Source organism: Sphingopyxis sp. BSNA05 (genome assembly GCF_013265645.1).
Classification (GTDB): Bacteria; Pseudomonadota; Alphaproteobacteria; order Sphingomonadales; family Sphingomonadaceae; genus Parasphingorhabdus.
In genome coordinates this window covers 1-13,511 of sequence record NZ_PYIA01000166.1, presented here as the reverse complement: position 1 = coordinate 13,511, position 13,511 = coordinate 1, and the positions used below count along the sequence as shown (strand labels likewise).

Annotated in this window: 11 protein-coding genes and 3 pseudogenes; 5 read left to right on the top strand and 9 right to left on the bottom strand. The window is 58.2% G+C overall.

Annotation, left to right across the window (positions count from 1 at the left end):
* Positions 1 to 216: 216 nt before the first annotated feature.
* Both asd and C8024_RS19300 read right to left on the bottom strand, forming a co-directional pair.
* Positions 217 to 1,158: an archaetidylserine decarboxylase gene (asd, locus tag C8024_RS19305; protein ID WP_254306126.1), complete on the bottom strand. Its 942-nt coding sequence runs from the start codon at positions 1,156 to 1,158 to the stop codon at positions 217 to 219.
* Between the two features lie 20 nt (positions 1,159 to 1,178).
* Positions 1,179 to 2,411 carry a threonine ammonia-lyase gene (locus C8024_RS19300; protein WP_254306125.1) on the bottom strand — a complete coding sequence of 411 codons (1,233 nt, stop codon included), beginning with the start codon at positions 2,409 to 2,411 and terminating at the stop codon, positions 1,179 to 1,181.
* Positions 2,412 to 2,495: 84 nt separating this feature from the next.
* Between C8024_RS19300 and C8024_RS19295 the strand changes: the two genes are divergently transcribed.
* The 4 genes and pseudogenes from C8024_RS19295 to C8024_RS19280 all read left to right on the top strand — a co-directional run bounded on the left by C8024_RS19295 (position 2,496) and on the right by C8024_RS19280 (position 6,417).
* A complete protein-coding gene (locus tag C8024_RS19295) occupies positions 2,496 to 3,368 on the top strand; it encodes an NAD(P)-dependent oxidoreductase (protein WP_173208235.1) in 873 nt (290 codons plus the stop codon).
* Positions 3,369 to 3,423: 55 nt separating this feature from the next.
* Positions 3,424 to 5,051 (top strand): annotated as a pseudogene (locus tag C8024_RS19290) (amidohydrolase).
* Between the two features lie 198 nt (positions 5,052 to 5,249).
* Positions 5,250 to 5,489, top strand: a complete 240-nt coding sequence (locus C8024_RS19285) for a hypothetical protein (RefSeq protein ID WP_100094623.1) — start codon at positions 5,250 to 5,252, stop codon at positions 5,487 to 5,489.
* Positions 5,490 to 5,654: 165 nt separating this feature from the next.
* Positions 5,655 to 6,417 (top strand): annotated as a pseudogene (locus C8024_RS19280) (arginyltransferase).
* Positions 6,418 to 6,498: 81 nt separating this feature from the next.
* Here C8024_RS19280 and C8024_RS22350 read toward each other — a convergent pair.
* The 3 genes from C8024_RS22350 to arfB form a co-directional block, all read right to left on the bottom strand.
* Positions 6,499 to 7,842, bottom strand: coding sequence for an RcnB family protein (locus C8024_RS22350; protein ID WP_254306124.1), 1,344 nt, complete (start codon positions 7,840 to 7,842; stop codon positions 6,499 to 6,501).
* Between the two features lie 161 nt (positions 7,843 to 8,003).
* Entirely contained in the window at positions 8,004 to 8,489 is a 486-nt protein-coding gene (locus C8024_RS19265) for a GAF domain-containing protein (protein WP_173208232.1), read from the bottom strand.
* Positions 8,490 to 8,613: 124 nt separating this feature from the next.
* Entirely contained in the window at positions 8,614 to 9,012 is a 399-nt protein-coding gene (arfB, locus tag C8024_RS19260; RefSeq protein ID WP_100094626.1) for an alternative ribosome rescue aminoacyl-tRNA hydrolase ArfB, read from the bottom strand.
* 364 nt (positions 9,013 to 9,376) lie between these two features.
* Here arfB and ctrA point away from each other — a divergent pair, with 364 nt between their 5' ends.
* Complete coding sequence (gene ctrA, locus C8024_RS19255) at positions 9,377 to 10,084, top strand: response regulator transcription factor CtrA (protein WP_100094627.1); 708 nt, start codon at positions 9,377 to 9,379, stop codon at positions 10,082 to 10,084.
* Between the two features lie 73 nt (positions 10,085 to 10,157).
* Here the strand turns inward: ctrA and C8024_RS19250 are convergent, their stop codons facing one another.
* From C8024_RS19250 to C8024_RS19235, 4 genes and pseudogenes are all read right to left on the bottom strand, one after another.
* The gene (locus C8024_RS19250; protein WP_254306123.1) at positions 10,158 to 10,811 is read right to left on the bottom strand and encodes a metallophosphoesterase family protein; all 654 of its coding nucleotides are present in this window, start codon (positions 10,809 to 10,811) and stop codon (positions 10,158 to 10,160) included.
* A gap of 220 nt (positions 10,812 to 11,031) precedes the next feature.
* Positions 11,032 to 12,212 (bottom strand): annotated as a pseudogene (locus tag C8024_RS19245) (trans-acting enoyl reductase family protein).
* Positions 12,213 to 12,266: 54 nt separating this feature from the next.
* Complete coding sequence (gene dcd, locus C8024_RS19240; protein ID WP_100094630.1) at positions 12,267 to 12,821, bottom strand: dCTP deaminase; 555 nt, start codon at positions 12,819 to 12,821, stop codon at positions 12,267 to 12,269.
* A 19-nt stretch (positions 12,822 to 12,840) separates the two neighbouring features.
* The gene (locus C8024_RS19235; RefSeq protein ID WP_173208319.1) at positions 12,841 to 13,506 is read right to left on the bottom strand and encodes a glycoside hydrolase family 25 protein; all 666 of its coding nucleotides are present in this window, start codon (positions 13,504 to 13,506) and stop codon (positions 12,841 to 12,843) included.
* Positions 13,507 to 13,511 lie beyond the last annotated feature (5 nt).

The following is a 13,511-nucleotide window of genomic DNA, read 5'->3' as shown; positions in this document are numbered from 1 at the left end:
TAGACTGGATCAATATCGGTCAAAAAAGACAGCTTTCGCCACAGCATCGGACACTAGATCAGGTTAATGCGAACGTCCACGATTGGGTCGGAAACGGAAGTTGCTGAAAAGCGAGCCCAAGCTCTGCTTTGTCGATGTTGCGGACCAAATGCCCACATCCCGGGAACGGCCCGGAATTCGCCATCCGGACGCGCGGTCAGCTGTGCGCAACGGCGACTAGCGGACCTGTCGGTAGCAATCAGGGAGCCAAGCGAATAATAACGTGACCGCTTCGTCGCTTGTTCGCAAGCCAGTCGACAAATGTTCAAAATCCAGGCCGGTGACCCATTGTTTCGCCGAGACGCACCGATCTCTCCGGTGCCCAGTCGGTTGAAAAGCGATGCTGTTCGGGCGGAACAGCATGACGACCGTAGAGCCGAGCAGGAATCGGCCCATCTCCTCGCCCTTTTCGAGCGTGATGTTCTGGTCAGTATAGGTCCACTGCCTAATCTTGTTCGCGGGCTTTGGCTTTACGAGGCCGTGCCAGACCGTTGCCATGCTGCCGACGATGGTAGCACCGACCAGGACCATCGCGAACGTGCCATGTTCCGGTGATTCAAACACACAGATTACCCGCTCGTTGCGCGCGAAAAGATTGGGCACGCCGCGCGCCGTGGCGGGGTTAACGGAAAACAGCGCGCCCGGCACATAGGTCATGCTTTTAAGCCTGCCGTCACATGGCATGTGGATGCGATGATAATCCTTGGGCGACAGATAGACATTGGCAAAGCTGCCGTTGCGAAACTCTGCTGCCAGTGCTGAATCACCGCCAAGCAACTCGGTCGAGGTAAACAAATGGCCCTTGGCCTGCAGGATATGCTGGTCATCAATAGCACCAAGCTGGCTGATCGCGCCATCCACGGGGCAGGCAAAATCCGCTTTCGTGATCGGTCGTGCGTCGGCCTTGAGTGGACGGGTGAAGAAGGCGTTGAAGCTGTTATAGCTGGCGACGTCCGGATTTCCGGCCTCGCTCATATCGACCGCATATTTGCCGACAAACCAGCCTATCAGCCGGGTCGTCAGCGCGCCCCGTTCCGCCTCGGCAATGCGACCGGCAAAGCTGGTAAGGCCCCGCTTTGGCAGGATGTACTGGGACGCGACTTTCAATCGTTCGAACAATTTTTCACTCGTATCTGTCGCTAGTCGGCCAGTTCGACCTGCCGGACATCATAGCCGGCCTTGTTGAGATCAGCGATCAGGCCTTCCAGCTGCTCCCGGTCCTTGGCCTCGCATTCGATGTCGGTGATCAGTCCCTTGGCCGGCAGGTTGGTGAACACCCGCTGGTGATAGACTTCGATTATATTCACCTCATGCTCGGCAAATTGCTTCACGACATTGTAGAGCGCGCCGGGCTGGTCGCGCAGATGCAGGCGGAGACGGGCGAGGCGGCCCGAGCGGGCGAGGTCGCGCAGCAGAACATTGGCCAGCAGGCGGGTGTCGATATTGCCACCGCACAGGACCAGGCCGACTTTCTCGCCGGCGAATTTTTCCTTGTTGGCGAGCAGCGCCGCGAGACCGGCGGCGCCGGCACCCTCGACCACGGTCTTCTCGATCTGCAGCAGCAGGCTGACCGCGCCCTCGAGCTGTGCTTCGCTGACCAGCAAAATCTCGTCGACATATTTCTGGATGATCTCGGCGGTAAATTCGGAGGGATTGCGCACGGCAATGCCCTCGGCCAGCGTGTCGCCGCCGGCGGTCACGGTCTTGCCGGTCAGCCTGCCATACATGCTGGGATAGAGCGCGGCCTGGACGCCGGTCATCTTGATGTCCGGTTTCATGGCGCTGGCTGCGGTTGCCATGCCGGAGAACAGTCCGCCGCCGCCAATCGGGATGATCAGACGATCGAGATCAGGGATGGCTTCCAGCATCTCGATGGCCACTGTGCCCTGACCGGCCGCGACATGCGGATCGTCGAAGGCGTGAATATAGGTGAGGCCGCGCTGCTCGGCGAGCTCCATCGCATGGGCATAGGCTTCGTCATAATTGCCGCCGAAAATAACGATTTCGGCACCATGGCCGCGGGTCTGCTCGACCTTCACCATCGGTGTCGTGCTCGGCATGACGATGGTGGCCGGGATGCCGAGATTCTTGGCGTTATAGGCGAGGCCCTGGGCATGGTTGCCGGCAGAAGCCGCGATAACACCGGCCTTGCGCTTGCTCTCGTCCATCAGCAGCAGCGCGTTGAGCGCGCCGCGTTCCTTGTAGGCTGCGGTGAATTGCAGATTTTCGAATTTGAGAAAGACTTCCGCACCGCTCAGCTCGGACAGCGTAATGCTCTTGAGCGTCGGGGTGTGGACGATCCGGTCCTTGATCCGGTCGTGCGCGGCTTTCACATCCTCATGGTCGAACGAGGGAAGGGCGGTTTTCTGCATATCATTCATATCGCCTGTGCCCCTAACGCATCTGGTCATCGAGGGAAACAATGATTATGGCCGTGCAACAGCTTAGGGGATATCATGGCAAAAATTGCATTTATCGGGATTGGTGTGATGGGCGGACCCATGGCCGGGCATCTAGCCGCAGCCGGGCACGAACTCACCGTCTATAACCGGACCAGAGCCAAGGCCGAGGCATGGGTGGCCCAACATGGCGGAGAAATCGCCGAAAGCCCCGCCGAGGCAGCGCGCGACAAGCAGATAGTGATCACCTGTGTCGGCAATGACGATGATCTTGCATCTGTCACCATGGGGCGTGACGGCGCCTTTTCAACCATGGCATCCGCTGCCTTGTTTATCGACCACACCACGGTGTCGGCCCGCATTGCCCGGCAATTGTCGGTAGAAGCGGAGGGCCGGGGGATCCATGTCGTCGACGCACCGGTTTCCGGCGGTCAGGCCGGAGCGGAAAACGGCACTTTGTCGATCATGTGCGGCGGCAGCGAGGAAGCCTTTGCGGCGGCCGAACTGATCATGGCCGCCTATGCCGGGCGGATCGTCCATGTCGGACGCACCGGCGCCGGCCAGACCACCAAAATGTGCAACCAGATCGCCATTGCCGGCGTGCTTGAAGGTCTGTCGGAAGCGCTGCGCTTTGCCCAGGCCAGCCGGCTCGATCTGGACAAGGTTTATGAAGCGATTTCCGGCGGCGCTGCGCAAAGCTGGCAAATGGACAATCGCTGGGCGACCATGGCCGAAGACAAGTTCGACTTCGGTTTTGCCGTCGATTGGATGCGCAAGGATCTGGGACTGGCGATCGAAGAGGCCCGGACCAACGGCGCCACCATCCCGGTCGCGGCGCTGGTCGATCAATTTTATGCCGAGGTGCAGGCCGCCGGCGGCGGACGCAATGATACCAGTTCATTGGTTTCCCGCCTGCCGAAAAGAAAATGAACAAGGTGAATATCATGGGCAGCAGGTGGACAAAACAGGCAGGCTGTGTGGGGCGATTGCTGCGGGTCTTTTCCTGCTTCCCGGTATCGCGCAGGCCGACAGCCTGATTGAAAATGTCAATGGCATGACGCTCGACAGCGAGGGCAAGGTCGTCCGTTTTGTCGCGATGCATATCGACGACGACGGCAAAGTGAAACAGCTGCTCAATCGCAAGGACAAGCGGCCGCGCGATGTCGATTTCCAGTTTGACGGCAAGGGCCGTACGCTGATCCCCGGTTTTTTGATGCGCACGGCCATGTCATGGGCATGGGCTTTGGCGCACTGACGCTGGATCTGTCCGACAGCAGGACACTGGACGAGGCGCTCGCCAAAATCGCTCGATATGCTGCGGATAATCCGGGCAAGCCCTGGATCATCGGCAATGGCTGGAACCAGGAAATCTGGGGGCTCGGTCGTTTTCCGACCGCGGCGGAACTGGATAGCGTGGTCCCCGACCGTCCGGTATATCTTTCCCGCGTCGACGGTCATGCGGCCTGGGTCAATGGCGCTGCGATGAAGGCCGCAGGTGTCTCAAATTCTTCCAGATCACCCAGCGGCGGCTCGATCGAGAAGGCCGGAGGCAAGCCGACCGGTATTTTTGTCGATGCGGCAATGGGGCTGTTTGAAGCGGCGATCCCGGCACCGCGTCCGGTGGAGCGCGATCTGGCGCTTGCCAAGGCACAGGAAATATTGCTGGCCAACGGCGTAACGTCGATCGCCGACATGGGCACGACGATGCAGGACTGGCAGAGCTTTCGCCGGGCAGGGGACAAGGGCCAGCTGAAAATCCGGATCGTCTCTTACGCCTCGGGTATCGAGGACATGGTCGCGATTGCCGGTCCGGCGCCTTCACCCTGGCTCTATGAGGATCATCTGAAACTGGCAGGGGTCAAATTATATCTCGATGGCGCGCTGGGTTCGCGCGGCGCTCTGCTGAAACAGCCCTATGCGGACAAGCCCGGCGAACGCGGGCTGGCGATGCTCGGATCGGCGCAACTCAAGAACAAAATGAGCCGCGCCGCCATGGACGGCTTCCAGACCGCGGTCCACGCAATCGGCGACAAGGCCAATGACGAGATATTGTCGGCGATCGAGGAGTTGCGGGTCACTTACAAGGGCGATCGGCGGTGGCGGGTCGAACATGCGCAGATCATCGATCCGGTCGATATCGCTCGCTTTGCTGCCAGCGGGACGGTCGCCTCGATGCAGCCCGTGCACCAGACCTCCGACCGGCTGATGGCCGAGGCGCGGCTTGGGCAAGGGCGGCTCGCGGGCGCCTATGCCTGGAAATCGCTTCGCGATTCCGGAGCGGTTCTCGCGTTCGGGACAGATGTTCCGGTGGAATTGCCCAATCCCTTTGCCGGTCTGGCAGCGGCGATGACCCGCGAGGACGCCTCTGGCCAGCCGTTTGGCGGATGGATGCCGGCCGAAAGGCTGAACCGCGAGCAGGCCTGGCAGGCCTATACATATGGTGCGGCTTATGCTGCCTTTGCCGAAGACCGGCTGGGCACCCTGGAGCCTGGAAAAAGGGCGGATTTCCTGATCATCGATCAGGATATCATGCTGGCGACCCCGGCCCAGATCCGGAAGCTCCAGGTTCTGCAGACATGGATCGGGGGCAAGCCCGCATTCGTCCGGGACTGAGCATAAGGAAAAATGTCCGGAAAAGGGGCCACTTCACGCATTTGATTGCGCGAGATGGTTGCGACGAATCACTAAATAAGATAAATGGCTACGCACGAAGGCTGATTTTTGAGGAAATCCTTCGGAATTCAACAGGGCGCATGAAAGTTCAGTTTTGAGCTTTTAATCTTTCGACAAGACCTGATTGGAGCATCTTTTATGAAATTCGGTAAACTGGCTGCTAGCCTCGCAGCATTCACTTTGGTTGCCTCACCCGTTGTGGCACAATCGACCAATAGCGTTGCATCGGCTGTGGCTGTACAGCGGACCGATGCCAAGTCTGTAACCCTCGAGAAGCTGGAAGGCGAAAATGGCATATTGATCGCGCTTCTGGCTGCGGCAGCGGTTATCGCCGGTATCATCATCATTGCCGATGATAATGAACCGACAAGCCCCTGAGCTATATTTGACCAAATGGAAAACGGGGCGGTTTTCGCCCCGTTTTTTTGGACCCGGTTCGTCCGACTTAATATGAATGAATGTGGTAAATCGCCTTTTCATTTTGATTGTCGCGCTGCATATTGTCCTTGTCGATTCTCAAGAATGTAACAAAAGGCCGGCTTTGTGACTGCACCCGTTCGCTTCCCGCGATTCTTTGTGACAAATCCCAGCCCTTGCCCCTATCTGCCCGGAAAGAATGAACGCAAGGTTTTACCGAACTGAACGGGCCCCATACCGAAGAGCTGAATGACGCGCTCGGCCGGATCGGTTTCCGTCGCAGCCAGAATGTCGCCTACCGGCCCAGCTGTCTGGATTGCAAGGCTTGCGTTTCGGTCCGGGTATTGACCGACGAATTCCGTCCCAGCGCCACGCAGAGAAAGCTGATCCGCCGGAACAGCGATCTGGTGGTCGAAGCCTGCGAGCCTGGGCCACCGACGAACAGTTTCAGCTGCTCCAGAATTATCTCGCCAAACGCCATCCCGGCGGCGGCATGGCCGAGATGGACGAGATGGACTATTCCGACATGGTCGAACAGTCGCCGGTCAAAAGCTTCGTGATCGAATATCGCGAGCCGACCGATGATGGCAGCAGGGGCCGTCTGGTCGGAGCCTGCCTGACCGACCAGCAGGGTGACGGCCTGTCGATGATCTACAGCTTCTTTGATGCGGACCATGGCGAGCGCGCCGGTCTCGGCAATTATATCATCATGGATCATATCCTGCGCGCCAAGACCGCCGGATTGCCCTATGTCTATCTTGGCTACTGGGTCGATGGCTCGCCACAAATGGAATACAAGGTCCGCTTTCGCCCGCTCGAGAGGCTCGGTCCGGATGGCTGGCAGAGGTTCGATCCCGCCGCGTTGCTGAAGTTGCAATGTCCGAACTGATTTTCCGCTAGCCGATCATGGTTCAAAAAAGGCCTGCCAACCTCATCCGGTTGGCAGGCTTTTTAACTGTTATCGCACGTGTCAGTCGTACAGGCAGCGCGCCTGCTGACAGCCTTTCAGTGGCACGGCTTTCGGTGCCGGTTTCCAGACTTTCTTCGGCGCCGGCTTCCAGCGCTTCTTCTGCTTCGGCGCCGAATAGACCACTTCTTCCTCGATATAGGTGGTGGTCGTCGTGGTCGTGACCGGAGCGGACTGGATGACAATCGTGGTGATCATCGGCTGGGCCGGCGCATAATAATAGCCCGGGCTATAATAGCCGTTCCAGCCGCTCGGATAGGTCGGATGGCCTTGCGGTGGCAGCGGCCGGCGATGCTGCACTGGTGGATATTCCCGGTGGCTGTTCGGCTGCTGCTGCTGGTCATAGCCATATTGCTTGAGCAGCTTGCGGCAACGATCGGTTCCCTGATCGATCGCCGCACCAGCGACGGCGCCCACTCCGCCACCGATCAGCGATCCGGCGAGGCGGTTGCCGCTACCGGCAATGCGATTGCCGGCAAATGCGCCAATGGCGCCACCCACAATAGCGCCACCGATGCCGCTGCTTTTCTTGCACCGTTCGAGATAGGCGAGATCCTCCGCGCGCTGCCGGTCATAGCCGCGATCATCGGGATAGGGGGCATAATGGTCTGAACGGGCTTCTCTTTCCGAACTCCAGTGCGGCGACATATTTCCGTCACCGATGAAAGTTCCGGAATATTCGCCCTGATAGACCTGTCCATCGGCGTCCCGGTAGGTGCCCTGCCATTCGCCCTGGTAGCTGCCGTCTTCGCGATAGGAACCCTGCCAGTCGCCGCGATAGGTGGACTGGTCGCGGTGGTTATAGGCGCGGGGCGTTGCAACCACTCGGTCATCGCCGGTGAACACGCCGGGATCATAAGCGGCATAGCCGTCACGATAGCCGTCCTGATAGCCCTGATTATAACGGTCCCAATCGACATTATAGCGCGCGTCCTGGACCACGCCGTAGCGGTCGGTCAGCACCGCATCATCATAATAGCGCGACCAGCCATAGCCATAATGCGGCTGGCTAAGACCATAATAGCCGAAATTGCTGATGAAATAGCTTGGCTGGATATAGGTTATGGGAAGGCGGAACCCGCGGTAGGGTTTGCGATAATTGCGATCATAGCCCATCCGGCCACGGCGAACATAGCTGGTCGTGCCGCGATGGCCTTTCATCTGGCGCATATTGCCATTGTGCTGCCGGCTCGCTGCCGCCGGGTTCGCCAGGGCGGTCGACGAGGCAAAGCTCAGGTCGACCATTGGTGTCGGTGCTGCCCCCGATGTCGAGTCGATGGCTGCAATGGCCGATCCTGGTGCCACCGCCAAAACACCGGCAATGCCGGTAAGTAAGAGGGTCTTCATGGTTAACAACTCCCTAGTTTCAGACATGCAAGAAGCGTGTCCGACCGAAATTTGGTTAATGAACATTTACCATTTTTCGGGGGCTTTGACCATTAGCCGCTTGTAAAATAGAGTTGATTTAGCGCTTTGTCTCGAAATGGGGCATGTTGGTTAGCGCCAAATTAACCAAGAGCATTAGCAATTGCCCCGATCAGCCGGACCATTCCTGCTTCGTCTTCTACCCCGAAACGGTCGGGCCGCGGACTGTCGAGATCGAGCACGGCGATTACCTTGCCGTCCTTCAGGACCGGAACGACCAATTCGCTCCGGCTGTCGGCATCGCAAGCGATATGGCCGGGAAAGGCGTGGACGTCGGCCACTCGCTGGACCTCGCCGGTTGCCACTGCCGTACCGCACACGCCCGCGCCAATGGCTATCCTGATACAGGCGGTCTTGCCCTGAAACGGGCCAAGCACCAGTTCCTCGTCAATGACGCGGTAGAAGCCGGCCCAGTTTAGCCCGGGCACATATTGCCAGATCAGCGCGGCGATGTTCGCCATATTGGCGATAGCATCGGGTTCGCCGTCGACCAGCGCGGTGGCGAAGGACGTCAGGTCGGCATAAAGTTCTGCCGCGGGTTGGTCCGGGTCGATCGAAATATCCAGCATCGGTGATTTTTGCCTTTCCGGCTGCGCTTTGGTTAGCGGTGCCTTAACCGTTTCCTATCCGGCAGGCCAGCCTCTCTGGATCCTGCGGACCGGTTTGTCACAAGCGGGTCTGTGGGGCAGGGGTTCAGTCGAGAGACGGTTTGCCGCGCGTCTTCTTGACCGAGGCTTTCTTCTTCTTCGATTCCACCCGTCTGGCCTTGGCAGCGCGGCTCGGCCGGGTCTTGATCCTCCGGGCATCGCGCTGATAGGCCTGTTCGATCATTTCCGCCACGCGGCGCCTTGCTTCTGCCCGATTGGCTTCGCGGGTCCGATATTCCCGCACCGTCAGGACCAGTTCGCCGCCGCTTGTCATTTTGCGGCCGGCCAACGTCCGCAACTTGCGAAAGGCATAAGGCTCGAGCCCGAGCGCATAGATATCGACCCGCATCTGGACCGCGGTCGCCACCTTGTTGACATTCTGGCCGCCAGGCCCGCTGGCGGCAAGAAAGGTCTCGGTGATGGCACTTTCCGGAATATCAACCATATCCGGTTACTAGCCGCATGTGCCGCGAGACGACAGAGCTTGTTGATGAAGCGTGTGATTAGCCGCAAATTCAGTATCGACTTTAAACATATCTGTCACAAATCAGGGCCTCTTCCGGCCCAATCGCGACATTTTTGCCCCCGCAACGGCAAAAAGTTAATTTTTTTTCGCCATGGGCGGGAGTCCTGAAACGACTCATTTCTGCGGGTTACAGAGTCATTCGACTGCTCGCGACTCGTGCTGAATCCTGCCTTAGGGAAAAATTAACCTTTTACGTTCATTCATCTTATGGTTAATAAATGATCCATCGGGTCGGCACAGTGATCGATCCGGAGCGAGCAATTAAGAAAAAAGGGGCTGCCTGATGCGCGTGCTGCTGATTGAAGATGAACCAACGACCGCAAAAGCTATCGAGCTGATGCTGACGACCGAAGGTTTCAACGTATATACAACGGATCTGGGTGAAGAAGGCCTCGATCTCGGCAAGCTCTATGATTATGACATCATATTGCTCGATCTCAACCTGCCCGACATGCATGGTTATGATGTGCTCAAGAAGCTGCGCGTAGCGAAAGTGCAAACGCCGGTTCTCATTCTTTCCGGCATCAGCGAAATGGACAGCAAGGTCCGCAGCTTCGGCTTCGGTGCTGACGATTATGTCACCAAGCCGTTCCACCGGGACGAACTGGTTGCCCGCATCCATGCGGTTGTGCGCCGTTCGAAAGGCCATTCGCAGAGCGTTATCCGCACCGGCAAACTGGCGGTCAATCTTGATGCGAAGACGGTGGAAGTCGATGGCAACCGCGTGCATCTGACTGGCAAGGAATATGCCATGCTCGAGTTGCTCTCCCTGCGAAAGGGCACGACGCTCACCAAGGAAATGTTCCTCAACCATCTCTATGGCGGAATGGACGAGCCGGAACTCAAGATTATCGATGTGTTTATCTGCAAGCTGCGCAAGAAGCTGTCGCTGGCTTGCGGCGGCGAAAATTATATCGAAACCGTATGGGGCAGGGGCTATGTCCTGCGCGATATGGAAGAAGAGCTCGCTCCGACCGCGCAGGTCGCCTGAACGGCCCGCAATTCAATATGATCGTCTGCATGGCAGACCGAAAGCGGCGGGACCTCACGGTTCCGCCGTTTTTCTATGAGGCGGTGTCGAGATACCAGCGTTCCGACCCCTGGAGGCAAAGCGCGGTCAGCTTGTCGGAATAATAGGCGCCGGTATCGATACCGATCCGGTTCCCGCTTTCCACCACGTCATCGGTGATCGTGTGGCCATAGACAATCACCTTCTCGTGCGCTTCCTGTGCAGACAGAAAATCCTCGCGGATCCAGCGCAGGTCCTTCTTGCGCTGTTCGGCAATCGGGATGCCAGGGCGGATGCCGGCGTGCACGAATGCATAGTCGCCGATGATCACATGATCTTCAAATCCCTTGATAAATTCGATATGTTCCTGACGGAATAGGTCGGGAATGCGTTCGGCAAGCTGGACTATGTCGAGCTCGATATATTCCTTCAGACTGATGTCGTAACTCAGGATCGTCTCGCGTCCGCCGATCCGGTTGAAGAAACGGACGGACTTTTCGTCGCCGGTAGCTGCGGCGAGATAGACTTCCTCGTGATTGCCCATCAGGAAACGGACATTGCGCAATTGTTCCCTGATCTGCATCGCCGTGTCGAGGACGCCGGCGCTGTCCGGTCCCCGGTCGACCAGATCGCCCAGGAAGATGATCTCGCTGTCCGCCTTGTCCCGTTCGCCGTCATCCTTGATGATCTTGCCGAGCAGTTGCAGCAACAGGTCATTACGCCCGTGGACGTCACCAATCGCATAGACCCGCCGTCCCTCCGGAACGGTCGCGTGATCAAGCGGACTGGAGGCCTTTTTCTGCGAAGAAGACGATTCAGCATGATGCTAATAAATTTGTCCTGAAAAGCGGAGTTTCAAGGGCGAAATGACAGAATATTGTTCCGCGCGACAATCCGGCATGAAATGGTCGAGCGAAATTGGACAGCCGTCAGCTTTCCACAACGAAGCTGAGACCGGCCTTGTCTTCCAGACGCTTGACTAGCTTCTCGCCCATCAACGCGCCCGGCGTCCAGACGCCACCACTCTTCTTGTTCGCGTCCTGGGCCAGGCAGAGCGCCGATTCCGCGATCATTTTCGAGGTCGAGCCATAGCCGGGATCCTTGTCGCCCTTGACGCACAGCGCAGCGGTTTCGCCGTCAGCCGTCTCGCCCAGGAACAGGACATCATAATAGCCGTTTTCACGCTGTTCCTTGGTCGGCCCTTCGCCGGGTTTCGGGCCGTCTTCGCCGCCAAGAGGATTGGCCTTGGCCATCATTTCGGCGGCTTTCTTGCCGAGGTCGCCGGGGCTGGTGACGACCATCTCGTCATATTTGAAATCTTCGCCAAAGGGGAAGTCGAGCAGGAAGTTGGTCCGGTGGACATTCTTCGTGTTGATGGCCGCCATGATGAAGGGAGCGACCCAGCTGTCGATGGCCTTGTCATATTTCGGTAGCGTCATATTTGGCTGATCCACGCCCTTGAAGCCGGGGGTCAGGCCAAAGCTGCTCGCCAGAATCTTTACCAGGCCCGGGTTTTGGCGATCGCCTTCATCGTTTCTTTCAGGCTGGCAGCGGTGCCACCGGAAAATGTGCCTTCCATCGCGCGCACCCGGCCTTTGACCCGGGTTGCTGGCTTGCCATAGCGCTTGTTCATTTCCTTCTGCAGCATCAGCACGCCGAGATCGAAGGGGATCGAGTCGAAGCCGCAGGAGAAGCATATCTGCGCGCCCGATTTTTCAGCCGCTTCCTGATGCTGGTCGATCATCTCGCGCATCCAGCCGGGTTCACCGCACAGGTCGACATAATGGGTGCCATTCTTGACGCAGGCGGCAACAAGTTCGTCGCCATAGAGCTGATAGGGGCCGACCGTCGTCAGCACGACCTTGGTCCGGCTCGCCATCATGTCGATCGAGGCGGCATCATCGGAATCGGCCACGACCAGCGGCGTATCCTTTGGCGCGCCAATGAGATCGCGGACCTCTTCGAGCTTGTCGAGGCTGCGGCCCGCCATCGCCCATTTCGGAGCGTCTTTGCCGATGCCATATTGCTGCGCCATATATTCGGCGACCAGACGGCCAGTGTAGCCGGTGGAACCATAGATGATGACATCAAATTCTTTTGCTACGGACATGACGAGCTCTCCTGCAGATTGTTTAATCGGGGAATTAATTGGTCCTGCTATGGCCTAGAGCTTGGCCAGAGTCACACCCTTTTGCCCCATATATTTTCCCGACCGGTCGGCATAGCTCGTCTCGCAAGGCTCGTTGCCTTTCAGAAACAGAAACTGGCAGGCGCCTTCATTGGCGTAGATTTTGGCGGGCAGGGGGCTGGTGTTGGAAAATTCCAGCGTGACATGGCCTTCCCATTCCGGTTCCAGCGGTGTGACATTGACGATGATTCCGCAGCGCGCATAGGTCGATTTGCCGAGACAGATGACCAGCACGTCGCGCGGTATCCGGAAATATTCGACGGTCCGGGCAAGGGCGAAGCTGTTCGGCGGGATGATGCAGCAGTCGGTCTTGCGGTCGACAAAGCTGTTCTCGGCGAAATTCTTGGGATCGACGACGGCATTGTTCACATTGGTGAAAATCTTGAACTCGTCGGATACCCGCGCGTCATAGCCATAGGAGGACAGGCCGTAGCTGATACATCCCTCGCGCTTCTGGCCTTCGACAAAAGGTTCGATCATGCCGGAATGTCTGGCTTCGTTGCGGATCCAGCGGTCGGATAAAATGCTCATATCGGATTCCTGTTGATACTCATGGACGCACTACGTTCCAGTTTATCGGGCCGTCAACCCCGCTGATCCGGCGCATGTCGGAAGCGCGCCACATCACCCATGGCTTGGTGGCATAGTCGGGCGGGAAAAAATTGGCTTCCAGCCAGAAGGTCCGGTCGATCCCGCTGCTGATATTGTACAGTTCCTCGAATTCCCGCGACACCGCGATGATAGCGCGTTTCTCGCTATGCGATTCGATCTGGTTGAGAAAGGTGTTGAGCTCGCTCAGCATCAGGGCGCGACCGGGACGGTCGCCACAGCCATTGTCAAAGGCCAGACGAATGGCGGGCGGCAGCATATTTTCACCGCGCGGTACGGTGGTGACAAACATCGTGGCCTGATCGGTGGCCAGGCGGCAGAGCGAATAATTGTGAAGCGCGCCGTGGCGGATACCGGCTTCCCGCGCGCCTTCGATATTCGCGGCGAAATTCGCGTCACGCTTATCCGCGCCGGCGGTGGCCTGGATATAGGCAAAGTCGACTCCGGTGGCGCCCGCGACATGCCAGACGATGGTACCGTGGCTTTCGTCGACCGAAATTCCCTGCACCGGATATTGGTCGCGGGACGGCGCCCAGCTGACCGCAATATTCCGGAGGATGAAGGCGATGATGAGCAAGGCCACAGCGATCACGGCAAGGCTGATCAGATTTT

Excerpts from the sequence above, each read along its gene's own strand:
- dcd (WP_100094630.1), bottom strand. The coding sequence starts at position 12,821 with ATGAGCATTTTATCCGACCGCTGGATCCGCAACGAAGCCAGACATTCC.
- C8024_RS19285 (WP_100094623.1), top strand. The coding sequence starts at position 5,250 with ATGAAATTCGGTAAACTGGCTGCTAGCCTCGCAGCATTCACTTTGGTT.
- C8024_RS19295 (WP_173208235.1), top strand. The coding sequence starts at position 2,496 with ATGGCAAAAATTGCATTTATCGGGATTGGTGTGATGGGCGGACCCATG.
- C8024_RS22350 (WP_254306124.1), bottom strand. The coding sequence starts at position 7,842 with ATGAAGACCCTCTTACTTACCGGCATTGCCGGTGTTTTGGCGGTGGCA.
- C8024_RS19265 (WP_173208232.1), bottom strand. The coding sequence starts at position 8,489 with ATGCTGGATATTTCGATCGACCCGGACCAACCCGCGGCAGAACTTTAT.
- C8024_RS19300 (WP_254306125.1), bottom strand. The coding sequence starts at position 2,411 with ATGCAGAAAACCGCCCTTCCCTCGTTCGACCATGAGGATGTGAAAGCC.
- arfB (WP_100094626.1), bottom strand. The coding sequence starts at position 9,012 with ATGGTTGATATTCCGGAAAGTGCCATCACCGAGACCTTTCTTGCCGCC.
- ctrA (WP_100094627.1), top strand. The coding sequence starts at position 9,377 with ATGCGCGTGCTGCTGATTGAAGATGAACCAACGACCGCAAAAGCTATC.